Source organism: Bacillus sp. GbtcB14 (assembly GCF_019091205.1).
Taxonomy (GTDB): Bacteria; Bacillota; Bacilli; order Bacillales; family Bacillaceae_G; genus Bacillus_A; species Bacillus_A cereus_AG.
The window spans coordinates 62,617-79,938 of record NZ_JAGXJT010000010.1 but is presented as its reverse complement, the minus strand read 5'-3'; the positions used below and the strand labels follow the sequence as shown (position 1 = coordinate 79,938).

The window sequence follows — 17,322 nt, the reverse complement described above, 5'->3', positions numbered from 1 at the left end:
TTAACTCGTACATATAAGTTAGTCAACACTCGTATATACGAGTTTGTGTTTTTTTATAAAAAAAAGAGGTGAAACAATATTCTGTTCCACCTCTTTACTTCCTCCGTGCCACATCCGAAAAATGAAAAATATCTAAACGGTGGCGTGATTCTGTATATTCAAACTGACTTCCATCATACAAATGCGTAAAGTTTTTCACAACGACAACATAGTCTGTTCCATTTAAATCTAAATACTTTCTGTCATCCTCTGTACACGGCTGCACTTCAATTACCCTCTGCGAATAGCTAATATGTAGCCCTAATTCTTTCTCAATGTATTTATAAATTGATGCCGTTGCAATTTCTTTCGTTAACCCTGGAATAAACTCAGATACAAAATGATTGATATCTAAAATTACTTTTTCTCCATCAATATTTCGCACACGTTTAATATGATCTATTTCAGTTTGCTCTTTCACGTTTAATAGCTTTGCAACCTCTTTTGTCGCTTTTACTTTCTCCATTTCCACAACTTCTGTAATACAATGGCGTCCTAAACGTTCATTTTCTTCTTGGAAACTTACAATACCACCAAAGTTGAATTCAATGTTTTTTCGCTTTAAAACAAAAACACCTTTTCCATGTATTTTTTGAACATATCCGCGCTCTTGCAATAAATCTACAGCTTTTCTTACAGTACCTCGGCTTGCCTCATACTGCTTCATTAATTCAGTTTCTGATGGGATTTTGCATCCCTCTTTTAATTGTTTATTATCAATAGACTTGCTGATTGCTGTATAAATTTGTTCATACTTACTCATCATCTACAATAACCCCTTGTCACCTTCTAATTCTATATGTATTATACCATGCTACACTCTTCTGCCAATCTCTCACTTATTTTCCAGTATAGGAAAAATACAGGTAAATATTTAATCTTTAAAACGTATTTTTATAAAATTTTTTATATTTTTCTTTTCATTCAAAAAAACATGTAGTATACTAACTTCAAAATCAGAGGAGAAAGGGAGCAAAGAACTATGCTTACTTATACAACAATTGTAGTTACATTTGCACAAAAACATCATCATCATACGTAACCCTTGAAACCTAGCGGAAAAATTACGCGTAGGTACAAGGGTTATTCCCGTTGTACCTACGTTAGGCGAAGAGCCATGTAGGTATTTTTTATCTACATGGCTCTTTTTTTATTGTCAAAAAGCTAGTAAAAAATGATGTTTAAGCAAAACTTACTACAAAGGAGTTAACAAAAATGGAAACGAAAAAATGGGGATTATGGATTTTAACGGCTTTTGTGATCGGAAATATGGTTGGCGGTGGCGTATTTATGCTCCCAGCAAATTTAGCACACGTATCAGGTCCAATGGGTTCTACACTTGCATGGAGTATTACAGGACTTGGCGTATTTATGATTGCACTCATATTTGGAAATTTAGCAATCCGAAAACCAGAATTAAAAGCTGGACCACAAAGTTACGCTCAAGCAATGTTCCCTTCAAAAAAAGCGGGTAAAGTTGCAGGATATAGTATGGCATGGGGCTATTGGGCTGCGAACTGGGCTGCAACCGCATCTGTTATTATTTCCTTTGCTGGATATTTATCGACATTCTTTCCAGTTTTACAAAGTAAGCAAATTCTCTTTTCAACGAACGGATTTTCACTAGAACTCGGAAAAGGATTAACTTTCCTCGTATGTAGCCTTATGTTATGGGGAATTCAATATATTCTTTCTCAAAATATTGACCGAGCTGGAAATATGAATCTTCTTGCTACCATTGCAAAGATTATCGGATTTACAATGTTTATTGTAATCACATTATTCATCTTCAATGCCTCTAATTTCGGAGACGGTCAAACATTTATGAATGAAGCTGGACAATCAATTTCGTTAGGTGGACAAATCAATTCAGCTGCTATCGCAACACTCTGGGCATTTATCGGTATTGAATCTGCTGTAATGCTTTCTAACCGTGCAAAATCTCAGCGTGATGTAAAAAAAGCTACCATTTTCGGATTAATTATCGCTCTTCTTATTTACATGTCAATTACTTTACTTACAATGGGAGCTCTTCCGCAAGATGCTTTAAAAGAATCTCAAAAACCATTAGTAGACGCATTAAATTTAGCAATTGGCAATAAAGGTGCCTACATCATGGCTTTACTTGCACTTGTATCTTTATTTGGATCAACAGTTGGCTGGATTGTTGTTAGTTCAGAAGTACCTTACCAGGCAGCAAAGAATGGACTTTTCCCTAAGTTTTTCGCGAAAACAAATAAAAAAGGGAGTCCTTCAAAATCATTATTTATTACAAATGTGATGACGCAAATTTTCTTATTCTCAACGATTTCTGGTACTGTGTCAGAAGCTTATAATTTCGCTATCGTTGTAGCAACATTAGCTTATTTAATTCCATACCTTGTTTCTACGTTGTACCAATTCAAATTAGTTATTACAGGAGAAACGTATGATGTAATGCCTGGCTCTCGAATAAAGGATGGGATCATTACTACATTAGCATTTGTATACTCTATTTGGGTTATCAAAACCGGAACTGCTGATTTAAAAACGTTCTTCTTAGGAATTGGATTGTTTGTATTAGGTCTTATTCTTTATCCAGTACTAATGAAAAACTCACAAAAAACGAATTAAAAAAGAGAAGCTATCGGCTTCTCTTTTTCATTCAAAATCTATAATTAACTTTTCTTTTAACTCTCCTACAGATAAGGGCTTCGCATAATAAAATCCTTGTACGTAATCACAGCCCATAGATTGTAATAAACTTTCTTGCTCTACTGTTTCTACCCCTTCAGCAACTACTGCTAAATTTAAGCTATGGGCAATTTCAATAACAGATTTGACAATCGTTCGCTCTGGCTGTGCGTGATCATAATGAAATTCATGAATAAAGTTACGGTCAATTTTCACTATATCCAGTGGTAGTTGTTTTAAATAATATAAGGAAGAATAGCCCGTTCCGAAGTCATCTAAAGCAATTAAAATACCCATATTTCTTAATTCTTGTAATGTAGCAATAATATAATCAAAATGGCGTACAGCAATACTTTCCGTTATTTCTAAAATTAAACGATTCGGCGGAAAGCCAGTTCTCCTTAAAATACTACGTACAGATAAAATAAAACGCTTTTGCATTAATTGTTGTATGGATAAATTCACAGATAACTTTAGTCCTTCTTCGTAATCTGGCAATGTTTTAAACAAGCGACATGACTTTTCTAATATCCAGTCCCCTAATTTTATAATAAGTCCAGATTCTTCAGCTACTGGAATAAATTCGCCTGCCGAAATAGGCCCTTCTTCTGTCGAACAACGCGCTAAAGCCTCAATACCAATATATTTCTTCGTTTTCAAATCAATAATAGGCTGCAGTGCCACGTCTAACTCTTCATCACGAATTGCCTTTTGCAAAGCGAATTCAATTTTCATTCTACGATTTATTTTCGCACGTAACTCATCTGTAAAGAAACACGCGGCATTTCTGCCTTGTTCTTTCGCGCTATACATAGCTAAATCCGAATTTTTCAATAGAGTTTCTACATCTTGTCCGTCTTGCGGATATGAGCACAGTCCTAGACTAGCTGAAATGTATACCTCATGACCTTCAAGCATAAATGGTGCCTGAAAACATGACAACACAGATGTCGCTAACTGCCTCATCACATCTTGTGTATGACTTTTTGTTAACAGTACAAATTCGTCGCCACCCAGCCTAGCCAGAACATCTTTCTCTCCTAGCACATAATGCAACCGTGAAGCAACTTCACTCAAAAGTAAATCCCCTATCATATGACCTAACGTATCGTTTACAAATTTAAAACGATCCAAATCAAAGTAAATCATACCAAATTCTTTTTTGCCTGCAATCATCTCATTTACAGTCGTTATTAACTGCAATCGGTTCGGTAAACTCGTTAAAGCATCATGATACGCAAGCTCCCTATAACGACTTTCGCTTAACCGCAACCTCTGTTCTGCTTCTTTCCTACTACTAATATCATTTCGGATCGCAATAAATTGGTATGGCTCTCCTTTTTCATTTAAAAATGGAACAATTGTTGTTTTAACCCAATAATATGTTCCATCTTTTGCTTGATTTCGAATCTCACCCCTCCATACCTTTCCGCTCAAAATGCGCTTCCATAGAATTTGAAAAAATGTTTTCGGGTGATATCCTGAATTTAAAATACGATGATCTTTCCCTATTAACTCTTCTCGTGTATATTTGGAGATTTCACAAAACTTATCATTTACATATGTAATAAGACCATTTCGGTCTGTAATCGCAACAATTGAAGACTCATCTAATGCTAACTTTAAATCTCGCAATGAAGAGTCATATAATGCATGACCTCTTTGTTCTAGCATGCGCATCTCTCCTTGCTTCCTATCTGACTAAAACACAACTTGTTTCTTTTCATAGAAATAGAGATATTTCATTTCCTAATAATCGTCCTTTACATAAATCACGTTTTGAAATATGCCGATTAAAATAACATAATATTATTTGTAATAAAAAGCAATATAATACCGTTTCAATTATAAATAGTAGTTTCTGATCGTTATAATTAGCTTACTTTATTATACCTTATTCATTCTCTTACATTCCTTTATAGCTAGCTCTATACAACCACTGTTTCCTATTAATCCCGCTCACATTTAACCTCTTTACTTTACTAGCAAAATAGAAGTTTGAGCACACTATACAACTATTCACGAATAATAATATAAAAATTAAAATTAGTATATATGTTTTTAAATTACAATAACAAAATATTAACATATTTTCACCTTTATTTTGGAAGTATTTTATAAATAAATACTTTATTAAACGAAAAAAAAAAGAGGATATCCTCTTTTTTAATTTAATACGGATATGGTATTTGCTGATAACCCGGATATGGCGTTGGATATGGTGCTGGGTATGGCGCTGGATAAGTTACTGGGTACGGTGCTGGATAGTAGCCTCCACCTGCTGCACCCGTTAATGCGCCAGCTGTAAGTCCACCTAACATGCCTCCAGCAAAACTTCCAGGAAAAAATCCACCGCCCCATGAGCCGCCACCCCAGCCCCATCCGCCACCGTGATGATGATGATCATAATGATTGTGTCCACCATGGTGATTATGCCCTCCATTATGATGGTGCCCTCCATGATTATGACGATAATACAATCCGTTATTTTCTATATAATTCATGTTTCCCATCTCCTTTTCCATTTTCTCATCTTAATAGGTATTGTATGAATAGTACGGACCTTGTTAGTAACCTATATAATAAGAAGAAACCACGTAATACGGATAACCATACCCTAAGTTTCATCATGCACCTGCTACAAATCCATGGTATGATTATCCCCTTTCCTATATAAGGGGCAAAGGTTTTGTCCCTCCTACACTATTTATTAGCCAACAAATAGTGGGATAATATACTGTATGTAGGACAAATGCGGAAAGCATGGGGAAAATGCCTATATTTTGTAAAAAAAACAAAACACTTTATAATAAGAATGTCGGATTATACCTTTTTATATAAGAAGTCTATATTTAAGAAAGATTAGAGGAATTTTATAGAAATGAAGAAGCCTATCGTTCAATTATTATTGGTATTTACAATTATATCTATCGTACTCTTACTTTTAGATACGTCTATCCTCTCGCTATATACCTTTTTCGGTGCATTATGGTCTCTTACAATCATAGGGATATCTTTCGTTATTTTTATTGAAAATAGATCCCCACAGAGTACTTTAGCATGGTTTTTAGTATTAGCACTTCTCCCTGTTGTAGGTGTGCTTTTATATGCACTTTTCGGGCGTAGCCGTTGGAGAAGAAAAAAACATCTACATCGTTCCGAAGAGCAAAGAAAATTATTCCGTGAAATATTGGAAGGAAGACGAGTAGAATTATCACTCACAGTCCCCTTACATGAACGTTCTACACATTTAACAAAAGTCGTACAAAAATTTGGAGGCGGACCTGCCGCAGATAAAACAACTACAAAACTTTTAACAAATGGCGATCAAACATTCTCAGAAATTTTGCAAGCTATCGAGCAAGCAAAGCATCACATACATATTCAATACTATATTTATAAATCTGATGAGATTGGTACAAAAGTTCGAGATGCTTTAATAAAAAAAGCAAAAGACGGTGTTATTGTACGCTTCCTTTATGATGGACTCGGAAGTAACACTTTAAGAAGACGATTTTTACAACCTATGAAAGAAGCTGGTATTGAAATTGTAGAATTTGATCCTATTTTTTCAGCTTGGTTACTTGAAACTGTCAATTATCGTAACCATCGTAAAATTGTCATTGTAGATGGAGAAATCGGTTTTACTGGAGGGCTCAACGTCGGTGATGAATACCTTGGCCGTTCAAAAAAATTTCCCGTTTGGCGTGATAGTCATTTAAAAATAGAAGGAAAAGCACTATATAAATTACAAGCCATCTTTCTAGAGGATTGGCTCTATGCATCTAGTGGGTTGAATACTTATTCCTGGGATCAATTTATGAATAGACAATACTTCCCAGGTAAAGAAATTTCAAGTGCAGAAGGCGCTGTGCAAATTGTAGCGAGCGGACCAAGCTCAGATGATAAAAGCATTCGCAATACATTATTAGCTATTATGGGTTCTGCAAAAAAATCGATTTGGATCGCTACACCATACTTTATTCCAGATCAAGAAACTTTAACATTATTACGTTTAAGTGCAATATCTGGCATAGATGTACGCATTTTATATCCTGGTAAAAGTGACAGTATTATTAGTGATCAAGCATCTCAATCTTATTTCACTCCACTTTTAAAAGCTGGTGCTTCCATTTATAGTTATAAAGATGGTTTTATGCATGCAAAAATTGTACTCGTTGATGATAAAATCGCGACAATTGGAACGGCAAATATGGACGTACGCAGCTTTGAATTAAATTATGAACTTATTAGCGTACTTTATGAATCAGAAACCGTTCATGATATTAAACATGATTTTGAAGAAGACTTTAAGCATTCCACTGAAATTAAATGGAACGCATTCCAAAAAAGAAGTATCAAAAAACGAATATTAGAATCCTTTATGCGACTCATTTCTCCTTTACTGTAAGCAATCAATGTAATATTGATTGCTTTTTCTTTTCCATTTCCCTTCTCTCCTTTTCTTTGCATACCATATTAAAACAAGTTATCATAAGATGTATTACTTTATGAAAATAATGTTAGGTGGGAAATACATGTTAGAACAATTTCATATACATGCTGATTTAAAACAACAGCTCTCAAACATTCACGAAAAGAATAAGCAAGAAGCTGGTGAAAATGCACATTTAATTGGAAAGAAAATATATAAAGCATCTGATAACAGCATTATTGAAGATGCCATTACAGCACTTCTTCTTGGCAAAAACATTCTATTAAAAGGACCGACTGGTAGTGGTAAAACAGTACTAGCGGAAACTCTTTCTTCTTTATTCCAAAAACCAATGCATAGCATTAACTGTTCTGTCGACCTAGATGTAGAAGGTATTTTAGGATACAACACACTACAAACGAAAGATGGCGCTTCTGAAGTTGCATTCGTTAATGGTCCTCTTATGAAAGCAATGAAGAACGGTCATTTCCTATATATTGATGAGATCAATATGGCGAAACCTGAAACATTACCACTTCTTCACGGTGCGTTAGATTATCGTAAAATGATTACAAACCCATTTACACAAGAGGTTGTATACGGTGATGACGAGTATCGTGTAATTGCAGCAATTAATGAAGGTTACGTTGGAACAAGTGAACTAAACGAAGCATTAAAAAACCGTTTCGTTATTATTGAGGTTCCTTACATCCAAGGTGACACATTAAAAGAACTATTACTATCTGAATCAAAATTAAATGATGTTGCAACAATTGAAAAGTTCGTTGCATTCGCAAGCGACCTTATGCCTTTAGCTCGTGATGGACGTGTAAGTGAAGAAGCAGCAAGTATTCGTGGCATTATCGACGCATGTGATTTAGGTGTATATATTCCTGTTATACGTGCAATTGAACGTAGTATTATCGCAAAATTAAACGATGAAACAGAACAAATGACTGTCCGTGAATTAGCAGAAAGTTATTTCTTTGAGGGATAATTCATGAGACAAATTTTTAGTGACAAAAAAATTGATGCGTCGCTGTTTCTACAAATGGAAAACTTAATGTATGCCCTTCTAAAAGAAGACGATGCCTACCTCGAGTATGGCTATAAAGCATACTACGACGAAATTGAAAAAAAGGTTGTCATTAGTCACTTTTGGGATGATCGAAAAGAAGAAGATACAGTAATCGGATTAAAAAGCGAAGTGTTTTTAAAAGCACTTGGTAATAAACATTACTCGGACATGACTTTAATTCGTTCTTATGCGATTGAATTACAAGAATCGCATCTAAAAAAGTTTTTAACACAATTATTTGTTCTATTAGAAGATTTACGTGTTGAGGAAATCGTAAAAAACTTACGCCCCGGCACAAAGCATGTTTTTAAAAGAAGAAAAGAAATGTATCGCAATTACTTTGGTTCACAAAATGAAATCAATCGTGTTCGTAACTATCACGGTGATCGTCTATTTTGTCTCTGCTATCTTTCATTAACGAGCGATAAATATGAAATGTTTAATAATGAATATTTCGAGCAAATTGAATCAATTTTGCATGAAACATTCCAAGCTCGTAATACAGAAGACATTATGTATATCGTTGAAAAAATTCGCTATCGCTTAGAGGAGCTTCTTGAAAGTGATATGCTGAACAATTATTTCGGACATGCTCCGCTTTATTTATCTGTCATTGCAGACGAAAAGAACTGTCGCGTCGAAGATTTAGCAAATGATGATACGCAGCTTATAGATGACGATGAAAATAAAAACAAAATGGATGAAAGTTTCTCCACATGGCATCGTGAAAATAAAAACAATGAAAACGAGAACTTTTTACGCTTTGAATTAGAAAGCGGAACAAAAACAAATATGATGGGTGACACTGCTCGTGAATCAGAAGATGGTGACCAAGCACTTGGCTCTGTACAAGGTACTTCTCAAAAAAGTACACAATCCAACTTTGATGGCGCTGATACAGAAGAAGCAAGAGCTTCACACGCTTCTAGCCAAAGCGAGGGTGCATACGGTAAGTATAACGTTGGTGCCTCTCATACATTTAAAGAAGCTCGCAAAGCAAATACCGATGAGAAAAAAGATTACCAAGCTATCAAATCAGTCGTTAATAAAGATGTAAAAGAATTAAAGAAAATTATCGAAAAAACGATTGAAAATAAAACGAATGCAAATAGTGATAAATACTACGGAAGACTTCGCAAGAAATTCCTTCGTATTTATACTGAAAAGCAGCCGCGCATGTTTTATAAAAAAGGACAAGAATCACAAGAACTCGACGTTGCATTCCAATTGTTAGTGGACTGCTCTGGTTCTATGTATAACAAAATGGAAGAAACGAAAAAGAGTGTGGTCCTATTCCATGAAGCGTTGAAATCTTTAAAAATCCCGCACGCTATTAGCGGATTTTGGGAAGATGCTTCTAGTGCTAAACCTGAAGATAAGCCGAACGTTATCCATGAAGTTGTAACGTATAAAAACTCAACGTTACCAAACGTTGGTCCCGAAATTATGCAGCTTCGCGAAGAAGAAGATAACCGCGACGGATATATTATTCGGATCGTTTCTGAAAAGCTTGCGAAAAGACCAGAAAAGCATAAATTCTTACTTGTCTTTACAGACGGTGAACCTTCTGCGCTAGACTATCAACAAGACGGTATTTTAGATACGCATGAAGCTGTCAAACTTGCTCGTAAAAGTGGTATGGAAGTAATCGGAATCTTCATCGAAGAAGGCGAAGCGAAAGAAGCAACTTATCAATTAATGAAAAATATTTATAACCACCACTTCTTAGTTGCAAATCACGCTGAAGATTTACGTTTGAAGATTAAACCACTATTGAAAAAGTTATTATTGAAGACGATTGAATAGAAAAACAGGAGCGCCCTCGCTCCTGTTTTTTCTTTCAATCACTTTGTTTCTGGTTGAAACTTGTATGGAATGGCTACTTCTAATAATGCCTCGAATCCTCTATCGTAGAATGGGAATCGTTCATTTGCGATCGTTCGATCCACCCACTCTATTGCAGAAATTTCTTCTTCATCTTCCGCAATCAGTTCACCATTTACTACATTTGCTCGAAATGTAAAAAGTATCGCATGATTCCCTGATACTTCAAAGAATTTTTCATTGATCGCAACAAGTCCACCTGCCACGGCAGTTAAACCTGTCTCTTCTTTTACTTCCCTTACTAGAGCTTCCTCTAACGTTTCACCCTTTTCAACAGCCCCGCCTGGCAATGACCAAACGTTTTGTTCCGCATTGTGTACCATTAATACTTTATCCGTTTCTTCATCATGTATTAGTGCATATACGACGTCAACTCTTTGCATGTTGCTTTTCTCCTTCAATTAACTCATCCATTGTAAATAAAGAATGTAGCTGTAAGCCATCTTCTAATAAGTTTTCTCTTCCCGCTTTCGTTCGTTCAATGACGCCTAGAACATGATGGACTTTCGCACCCAGTTCCCTTAAGTCTTTCGTACTTAATAATATTTGACCGCCTGTCGTAATAACATCTTCAACAACACAAACATTTTTCCCAGTAATATCAACGCCTTCTGCTAACTTACATGTACCGTACTTCTTCGCTTCTTTTCTTACAAATACAACTGGTATACCTGTTTGTAAAGATAATGCTGTTGCTACTGGAATTCCTCCCATCTCTAAACCCGCGAGTACTTCTGTCTCAGGAGGAATGAGCTCTTTCAATTGTTTAGCAATTTCTAATAACAGTACTGGATTAGATTCAAATAAGTACTTATCAAAGTATTGATTTGATACTTGTCCTGATCGAAGTTTAAATGTTCCCGTTAAACGTGACGTATTGTAAATTTCCTTTGCTAACTCCCATTTCTCCATTGTATCTCTCCCCTTTATGCACAAATTAACTCATTCTATCACACTTGTAATTATTTGTATATTCCTAAAACACAAACAAAAGGGCCGATTCCTAAGAATCGACCCTTCCTATTAATTCATCACTAACTCAGCTGTGAGCTTTTTTTTTAACTTAGCCAACATGTCCGTTGTCATTTTGTCTAAATCGTATTCTGCTTTAAAGCCCCACTCTTTCATTGCTGCTGTTGCATCAATAGAGTTTGGCCAGCTATCAGCGATTGTTTGACGAGCAGGATCTACAGCGTAATCCATTGTAAACGTCGGGATGTGTTTACGAATTGATGCTGCGATTTGCTCTGGCTCAAAGCTCATTGCTGTAATATTGAACGCGTTTCTATGCACAAGTTTACTTGAATCAGCTTCCATTAATGAAATGATCGCTTGTAAAGCATCTGGCATATACATCATATCCATGTATGTTCCTTCTGCAATGTATGAGGTGTATGTGCCTTTTTTAATCGCCTCATAATAAATTTCAACTGCATAGTCAGTTGTTCCGCCTCCTGGAGGAGCTACGTAAGAAATTAAACCTGGGAAACGTACACCGCGCGTATCAACACCAAACTTTTGATGATAATAATCACATAGTAATTCTCCTGCTACTTTGTTTACCCCATACATCGTAGTAGGACGCTGAATTGTATCTTGTGGCGTATTATCTTTCGGCGTTGATGGACCGAATGCACCGATAGAGCTTGGCGTGAAGAATTTACAGTTTAATTCACGCGCTGCTTCTAATGCATTTACAAGTCCGCCCATATTTAAGTTCCATGCAAATAACGGATTTTTTTCCGCTGTTGCTGAAAGTAAAGCTGCTAAATGAATAATTGTATCTACTTCATTACGCTTTGCAATATCATGTAGTTTTTGTCCATCTGTTACATCTAACGTTTCAAATGGACCAGACGTTACTACTTCACTATCTGTTTCACGAATATCTGTTGCAATAACATTTGATGCGCCGTATACATCACGAAGTTTCATTACTAGTTCAGAACCAATCTGCCCTAAAGAACCGGTTACTAGAATTTTTTTCATTTTCCCCACTCCTCATTTGCAAGCTATTCAAAAGATGTCGTTACTTAAATGATGCCCATTTCTTTTCCTACTTTTTCATACTTACGAATTGCTTCATCTAACATTTCTTTCGTATGAGCTGCTGTAGGCATATTACGAACGCGTCCTGTTCCTTTCGCTACAGTTGGGAACACAATAGATTTTGCGTATACGCCTTCTTCATTTAAACGTTTACTAAATTCTTGTGTTAACACTTCATCACCAATGATACAAGGTGTAATTGGCGTTTCACTTTCCCCTATATTAAAGCCAAGTTCTTTTAATCCTTGTTTTAAATAGCGACCATTTTCCCATAAACGATCGTGCAACTCTGTGCTTTCCATTAAGATTTCAATTGATCTCATGCAAGCTGCTGCATCAGCTGGTGTTAATGCTGTAGAGAATAAGAATGGACGTGAACGAACTTTTAACCAGTCAATTAAGTTTTGTTTCCCTGCTACATATCCACCAATTACCCCAATTGCTTTTGATAATGTACCAATTTGGAAATCAACTTTATCAGACAGACCGAAGTGCTTTACAGTTCCTGCACCTTTACCAAGTACACCTGAACCGTGTGCATCATCTACGTATGTCATTAAATCTAATTCTTCTGCAATCTCAACAATTTCTGGTAGTTTTGCAACATCTCCATCCATTGAGAAGACACCGTCTGTAATTACCATTAATTTATTGTAAAGACCTGATTCTTTCGCCGCGATTGCTTTTTGACGTAAATCTTCCATATCAGAATGTTTATAAACAATAATTTTTGCCTTTGATAGACGACTACCATCAATAATAGAAGCATGGTTTAATTCGTCTGAAAGAATCGCATCATTTTTATCCATCACGGCTGAAATCGCTGCCATATTACAGTTAAATCCTGATTGGTAAGCAATTGCCGCTTCTGTATGTTTAAACTTTGCAATTGTTTCTTCTAATTTAATATGCAAATCTAAAGTACCGTTAATTGTACGAACAGCTCCTGCTCCAACGCCGTACTTATGAATAGCACCAATTGCTGCTTCTTGCAAACGGCTATCTGTTGCTAATCCAAGATAGTTGTTTGAAGATAAGTTAATATATTCTTTTCCGCCAATTGTAATGATCGGTCCATTTGAACTCTCAAGCGGATCAATTACGTTATAAAGCCCCTTTGATTTTAAATCCTCTAAATTTTCTTCTAAAAATTTCGCAAGTGTTTTACTAGACATTGTGAAGCCTCCCATCGTTCATGTAAGCGAATTATTGTCTTAATAGTTCTAATAATCCCTCTACTAGCTTAACACGTTTTCAGAATTTATTATAGAAAAATAGTTTAAAGTAACCGCTTACAATTCTAGATTATATATGATTCATTACAAGAAATCTATCATTTACTTTTCATATTTGATAGAATAAAAAAAATATTTAAGGGGGCTTCAATCATGGCATTTACTGAATCTGATGTATATAATAACGAAGCATTTTTTAAACAATATATGAAACGCAGATACCGAGAAAATAGCCCAAATGAGTCACTTGAAAAACCAGCCTTCTTTCAACTCATTGGTGATGTGAAAGGAAAACAAATCCTTGATTTAGGCTGCGGCGACGCTAAATTCGGTAAGGAATTATTAGAAAAAGGCTGCCACTCTTACACTGGTATTGAAGGCTCCGAACTTATGTATGAAAAAGCTAAAAAACAACTAGAAAATAAAAATGGCACCGTCCATTTTTTAAACCTCAAAGACTACATATACCCTCCTGCTACTTTTGATTTAGTAACATCTAGACTCGCCTTACATTATATTGAACATCTTCCTATCATTTTTCAAAATGTGTACGAAACTTTAAAAACAAATGGAGCCTTTACTTTTAGCGTTCAACACCCTATTATTACCTCTTCATTTGAAAGCCTACAAACGAGCGGGAAAAGAACAAGCTGGCTCGTCGATGATTATTTTAAAATGGGAAAACGCATTGAGCCTTGGATTGAGCAAGAAGTTATTAAATACCATCGTACAACGGAAGAGTATTTTACATTGTTACAACAAGCTGGATTTACGATTACAAACTTAAAAGAAGCTACACCAGATCAAACTTATTTTCAAAACGCGGAAGAATATGAACGACGTTTACGAATTCCCCTCTTCCTCTTATTCTCTTGCCAAAAATAAAAAGACGATGAACCCTCATCGTCTTTTTATTTATCTCATTGCCTGAGCAACCTCTTTACGTACACGTCTTCCTTTTCCATGCGGGATACAAAGTGGTGTTCCAAATAACGGATCCGTACTGATTTGACACTCCATTCGGAATACATCACGTACTAGCTTCTCATCCACTACTTCTTCAGGCTTACCTTGTGCATATATTTGTTTATCTTGAATAGCTACAATATTGTCTGCATAACGACATGCTAAATTTAAATCGTGTAATACCATGACAATTGTTCTTTGTTCTGTTTCATTTAATTCGAATAATAAATCTAGCACTTCAATTTGGTGAGTCATATCTAAATATGTAGTAGGCTCATCAAGTAAAATAATATCTGTATCTTGTGCAAGCGTCATTGCAATCCAAGCACGTTGACGTTGTCCACCTGAAAGAGCATGCACATCACGCTCAGCAAATTCTGTCATACCTGTTGCTGCAAGTGCTTTTTGCACCATTTCCTCATCTTTTTCTGACCATTGCTTCAGCCACGTTTGATATGGATAACGCCCTTGCTTTACAAGTTGCAATACTGTAAGCCCTTCTGGCGCTTGTGGTCCTTGCGGTAAAATTGCCATTTGACGAGCAATTTGCTTCGTTTGCATACTTTGAATGGCTTGATTATCTAACAAAATGTCACCAGTTGTTGGCTTTAATAATCTAGCTAGTGAACGTAATAAAGTTGATTTCCCGCAACCGTTAGAACCGATAAAGATTGTAATTTCGCCTTTTGGAATTTCTAAATTCAACTCATCAATAATAATTGTTTCACCATAAGACAACGTCAAACGTTTCGTCTCCAATGCTTTTTGCATATTCATCTCCCTTTATGAATTCCGACTTTTATAAAGTAAATAAATAAAATAAGGTGCACCAATTGCTGATGTAAATACCCCTGCTGGAATTTCAAGTGGGGTGAAAACTGTACGCCCAATTAAATCTGCAGCAAGTACTAAAATTGCACCAACAATAGCCGCAACTGGGAGTAATGCACCGTATAAAGAACCAACTAGTCTTCGTGAAATATGAGGTGCCATTAAACCGACAAATCCAATTCCTCCGGCGAAGGCAACCGCACCGCCAATTAAAGCTGTACTAAGTAATAACATGAATACGCGTGACTTCGTTAAAGGAACACCAAGTCCTACCGCAATGTCATCCCCTAGCTCTTGCGCATTTAAATGTCTAGCAGCTATAAATGATATTACCGTTAAAATGAGAACCCACGGTGCAAGCACCATAACGTTTTGCCATGAAGAACCGTAAACAGTACCTGTAATCCATACATTCGCTTGACTCGCTTGGTAAATTGGTGCTAATAACATAAACAAAGTCGTTGCTGCTTTCGTTAATGCCCAAAATCCAACACCAATTAAAACAAGACTAATCGGTGATAATCCGTCATTTCTCCATGCAAATAAATATACAAAAAGCGCTACAATCGTTGCACCAACAAAGGCTGCTAACGGCATATAATGAATGCTTACGGTTAGCGCATTATTTTTATCACTAAATATAGCTAAAAATAATACAACTGCAACACTTGCACCACCTGTAATCCCGATGATATCAGGAGAAGCCAGTGGATTACGAACGAGACCTTGTAAAATACATCCTGCTACAGCAAGTGCGATTCCTACAAGGATGGCAATTAAAATACGCGGCATACGAAACTTATTTACAACCATATTGGACATCGCATCGCCATTTCCAGTGATTGCTTGCCATACATCATAAGGAGCAATTTTCATGTCTCCCATACCTGCACTCGCAAAAAATAATCCTATTAAAACAACTAGTAAACTGAATAAGACGAGACAAGCTCGTTTATACATTAAAAACGAGAGCCCGCCTTTTCCTATACGAAACGGAATATACTTCTTCATTTGCTAAGCCCTCTCTTACGTGCGATATAAATAAAGAACGGTGCACCAATAAATGCTGTCATAACTCCTACTGGTACTTCTTGTGGCATAATGACATATCTTGCTACTATATCAGCCAAGATTAGTAGTATTGCACCTAATAAGCCGCTATATGGTACTCTCCATCTGTGATCGACCCCAACAAGGAATCTGGCAAAATGCGGGATAATAATTCCAACAAATCCAATTGGACCAGCAACCGCAACTGAACCACCAGATAACAAAACAATAATAAATAGTACGAATGATTTCATTAAAATTGTTCGTTGTCCAAGCCCTTTCGCGACGTCTTCCCCCATCATCAATGTATTTACTTTCCCTGCCATCATAATAGATGCAATCCATCCTATTAATAAATATGGGAATACAGATTGTAAAATTTCTAACTTTCTTCCTTGTACAGATCCGGCAAGCCAAAATAATACTTCTTCAAGCGCCTTTTCATTTAACACAAGTAATCCTTGTGTTAATGATGAAAATAACGCACTAATTGCGACCCCTGCTAATGTTAACTTCAGAGGCGTTGTCCCTTCTTTTCCTAAAGAACTAGAAGCAAATACAAGTACAGCTGCAACGGCTGCCCCTAAAAAGGCAATCCACGTGAAAGCTGATAATGATGTTACGGAAAAAATAACAATTGCTACAACTATGAAGAAAGCGGCACCTGAATTTAATCCAATAAAATCTGGAGAAGCAAGCGGATTCTTAGTTAAAGTTTGCATAAGACAACCTGCAATGGCTAAACTAGCACCAACACTAGCTGCAATTAACGCCCTTGGAAGACGCACATTTTGAATAATAATATGTTCATTGGAACCATTAAAATGGAAAAAAGCATCTAACGCTAATTTCCAACTCGTATTTGTATATCCAAAAATAATACTTCCCCAAATACAAGTAATGACTGCAATGATTCCAACAAATAATCCAATCCATTTTGCTCGATTTGTTTTTAATAACATGCAGCGTTTCCCCTTCAATGTATAATGATACGTTGTAAGTGTATTTCAACTTAATTCTCATTGTCAACGGAAATGAGAATTATTTTCATTGACAATTGGACCATGAAGGATTACTATCAT

The 17,322-nt window shown here is 36.0% G+C and carries 15 protein-coding genes; 5 read left to right on the top strand and 10 right to left on the bottom strand.

Annotated features, from left to right (window positions below; translation table 11 throughout):
* Window positions 1-94: 94 nt before the first annotated feature.
* A complete protein-coding gene (gene treR / locus KVT31_RS23740) occupies window positions 95-805 on the bottom strand; it encodes a trehalose operon repressor (protein ID WP_088095130.1) in 711 nt (236 codons plus the stop codon).
* A 449-nt stretch (window positions 806-1,254) separates the two neighbouring features.
* Here treR and KVT31_RS23735 point away from each other — a divergent pair, with 449 nt between their 5' ends.
* Complete coding sequence (locus KVT31_RS23735) at window positions 1,255-2,652, top strand: amino acid permease (protein ID WP_088095129.1); 1,398 nt, start codon at window positions 1,255-1,257, stop codon at window positions 2,650-2,652.
* Window positions 2,653-2,679: 27 nt separating this feature from the next.
* Here KVT31_RS23735 and KVT31_RS23730 read toward each other — a convergent pair whose 3' ends face one another.
* Window positions 2,680-4,386 (bottom strand): putative bifunctional diguanylate cyclase/phosphodiesterase, encoded by a 1,707-nt coding sequence (locus KVT31_RS23730; RefSeq protein WP_088095128.1) that lies wholly within the window; start codon window positions 4,384-4,386, stop codon window positions 2,680-2,682.
* Between the two features lie 497 nt (window positions 4,387-4,883).
* Window positions 4,884-5,216 (bottom strand): cobalt transporter, encoded by a 333-nt coding sequence (locus KVT31_RS23725; RefSeq protein WP_088095127.1) that lies wholly within the window; start codon window positions 5,214-5,216, stop codon window positions 4,884-4,886.
* 377 nt (window positions 5,217-5,593) lie between these two features.
* Between KVT31_RS23725 and KVT31_RS23720 the strand changes: the two genes are divergently transcribed.
* The 3 genes from KVT31_RS23720 to KVT31_RS23710 all read left to right on the top strand — a co-directional run bounded on the left by KVT31_RS23720 (window position 5,594) and on the right by KVT31_RS23710 (window position 10,031).
* Window positions 5,594-7,123, top strand: a complete 1,530-nt coding sequence (locus tag KVT31_RS23720) for a cardiolipin synthase (RefSeq protein ID WP_088095126.1) — start codon at window positions 5,594-5,596, stop codon at window positions 7,121-7,123.
* A gap of 127 nt (window positions 7,124-7,250) precedes the next feature.
* Window positions 7,251-8,144, top strand: coding sequence for an ATP-binding protein (locus KVT31_RS23715; RefSeq protein ID WP_088095125.1), 894 nt, complete (start codon window positions 7,251-7,253; stop codon window positions 8,142-8,144).
* Window positions 8,145-8,147: 3 nt separating this feature from the next.
* A complete protein-coding gene (locus KVT31_RS23710; RefSeq protein WP_088095124.1) occupies window positions 8,148-10,031 on the top strand; it encodes a vWA domain-containing protein in 1,884 nt (627 codons plus the stop codon).
* Between the two features lie 38 nt (window positions 10,032-10,069).
* Here KVT31_RS23710 and KVT31_RS23705 read toward each other — a convergent pair whose 3' ends face one another.
* The 4 genes from KVT31_RS23705 to KVT31_RS23690 all read right to left on the bottom strand — a co-directional run bounded on the left by KVT31_RS23705 (window position 10,070) and on the right by KVT31_RS23690 (window position 13,333).
* Entirely contained in the window at window positions 10,070-10,492 is a 423-nt protein-coding gene (locus tag KVT31_RS23705) for an NUDIX hydrolase (RefSeq protein ID WP_088095123.1), read from the bottom strand.
* Window positions 10,479-11,021 (bottom strand): orotate phosphoribosyltransferase, encoded by a 543-nt coding sequence (gene pyrE, locus KVT31_RS23700; RefSeq protein WP_140392339.1) that lies wholly within the window; start codon window positions 11,019-11,021, stop codon window positions 10,479-10,481. The genes KVT31_RS23705 and pyrE overlap by 14 nt, the downstream gene beginning before the upstream one ends.
* A 111-nt stretch (window positions 11,022-11,132) precedes the next feature.
* Window positions 11,133-12,098 carry an L-threonine 3-dehydrogenase gene (locus KVT31_RS23695; RefSeq protein ID WP_088095121.1) on the bottom strand — a complete coding sequence of 322 codons (966 nt, stop codon included), beginning with the start codon at window positions 12,096-12,098 and terminating at the stop codon, window positions 11,133-11,135.
* Between the two features lie 44 nt (window positions 12,099-12,142).
* Entirely contained in the window at window positions 12,143-13,333 is a 1,191-nt protein-coding gene (locus tag KVT31_RS23690; RefSeq protein ID WP_000095906.1) for a glycine C-acetyltransferase, read from the bottom strand.
* Between the two features lie 213 nt (window positions 13,334-13,546).
* Here KVT31_RS23690 and KVT31_RS23685 point away from each other — a divergent pair, with 213 nt between their 5' ends.
* Complete coding sequence (locus KVT31_RS23685; protein ID WP_088095120.1) at window positions 13,547-14,278, top strand: class I SAM-dependent DNA methyltransferase; 732 nt, start codon at window positions 13,547-13,549, stop codon at window positions 14,276-14,278.
* Between the two features lie 30 nt (window positions 14,279-14,308).
* Here the strand turns inward: KVT31_RS23685 and KVT31_RS23680 are convergent, their stop codons facing one another.
* The 3 genes from KVT31_RS23680 to KVT31_RS23670 are packed head-to-tail and all read right to left on the bottom strand — an operon-like array spanning window position 14,309 to window position 17,202.
* Window positions 14,309-15,130 (bottom strand): ABC transporter ATP-binding protein, encoded by an 822-nt coding sequence (locus KVT31_RS23680; protein WP_001167960.1) that lies wholly within the window; start codon window positions 15,128-15,130, stop codon window positions 14,309-14,311.
* 12 nt (window positions 15,131-15,142) lie between these two features.
* Window positions 15,143-16,201 (bottom strand): FecCD family ABC transporter permease, encoded by a 1,059-nt coding sequence (locus tag KVT31_RS23675; RefSeq protein ID WP_088095119.1) that lies wholly within the window; start codon window positions 16,199-16,201, stop codon window positions 15,143-15,145.
* Window positions 16,198-17,202 carry a FecCD family ABC transporter permease gene (locus tag KVT31_RS23670; RefSeq protein ID WP_088095118.1) on the bottom strand — a complete coding sequence of 335 codons (1,005 nt, stop codon included), beginning with the start codon at window positions 17,200-17,202 and terminating at the stop codon, window positions 16,198-16,200. The genes KVT31_RS23675 and KVT31_RS23670 overlap by 4 nt, the downstream gene beginning before the upstream one ends.
* Between the last annotated feature and the right edge of the window lie 120 nt (window positions 17,203-17,322).

Excerpts from the sequence above, each read along its gene's own strand:
- KVT31_RS23685 (WP_088095120.1), top strand. The coding sequence starts at position 13,547 with ATGGCATTTACTGAATCTGATGTATATAATAACGAAGCATTTTTTAAA.
- KVT31_RS23695 (WP_088095121.1), bottom strand. The coding sequence starts at position 12,098 with ATGAAAAAAATTCTAGTAACCGGTTCTTTAGGGCAGATTGGTTCTGAA.
- KVT31_RS23730 (WP_088095128.1), bottom strand. The coding sequence starts at position 4,386 with ATGCTAGAACAAAGAGGTCATGCATTATATGACTCTTCATTGCGAGAT.
- KVT31_RS23675 (WP_088095119.1), bottom strand. The coding sequence starts at position 16,201 with ATGAAGAAGTATATTCCGTTTCGTATAGGAAAAGGCGGGCTCTCGTTT.
- treR (WP_088095130.1), bottom strand. The coding sequence starts at position 805 with ATGATGAGTAAGTATGAACAAATTTATACAGCAATCAGCAAGTCTATT.
- KVT31_RS23725 (WP_088095127.1), bottom strand. The coding sequence starts at position 5,216 with ATGAATTATATAGAAAATAACGGATTGTATTATCGTCATAATCATGGA.
- KVT31_RS23670 (WP_088095118.1), bottom strand. The coding sequence starts at position 17,202 with ATGTTATTAAAAACAAATCGAGCAAAATGGATTGGATTATTTGTTGGA.
- KVT31_RS23720 (WP_088095126.1), top strand. The coding sequence starts at position 5,594 with ATGAAGAAGCCTATCGTTCAATTATTATTGGTATTTACAATTATATCT.
- KVT31_RS23710 (WP_088095124.1), top strand. The coding sequence starts at position 8,148 with ATGAGACAAATTTTTAGTGACAAAAAAATTGATGCGTCGCTGTTTCTA.
- pyrE (WP_140392339.1), bottom strand. The coding sequence starts at position 11,021 with ATGGAGAAATGGGAGTTAGCAAAGGAAATTTACAATACGTCACGTTTA.
- KVT31_RS23690 (WP_000095906.1), bottom strand. The coding sequence starts at position 13,333 with ATGTCTAGTAAAACACTTGCGAAATTTTTAGAAGAAAATTTAGAGGAT.
- KVT31_RS23735 (WP_088095129.1), top strand. The coding sequence starts at position 1,255 with ATGGAAACGAAAAAATGGGGATTATGGATTTTAACGGCTTTTGTGATC.
- KVT31_RS23705 (WP_088095123.1), bottom strand. The coding sequence starts at position 10,492 with ATGCAAAGAGTTGACGTCGTATATGCACTAATACATGATGAAGAAACG.
- KVT31_RS23680 (WP_001167960.1), bottom strand. The coding sequence starts at position 15,130 with ATGCAAAAAGCATTGGAGACGAAACGTTTGACGTTGTCTTATGGTGAA.
- KVT31_RS23715 (WP_088095125.1), top strand. The coding sequence starts at position 7,251 with ATGTTAGAACAATTTCATATACATGCTGATTTAAAACAACAGCTCTCA.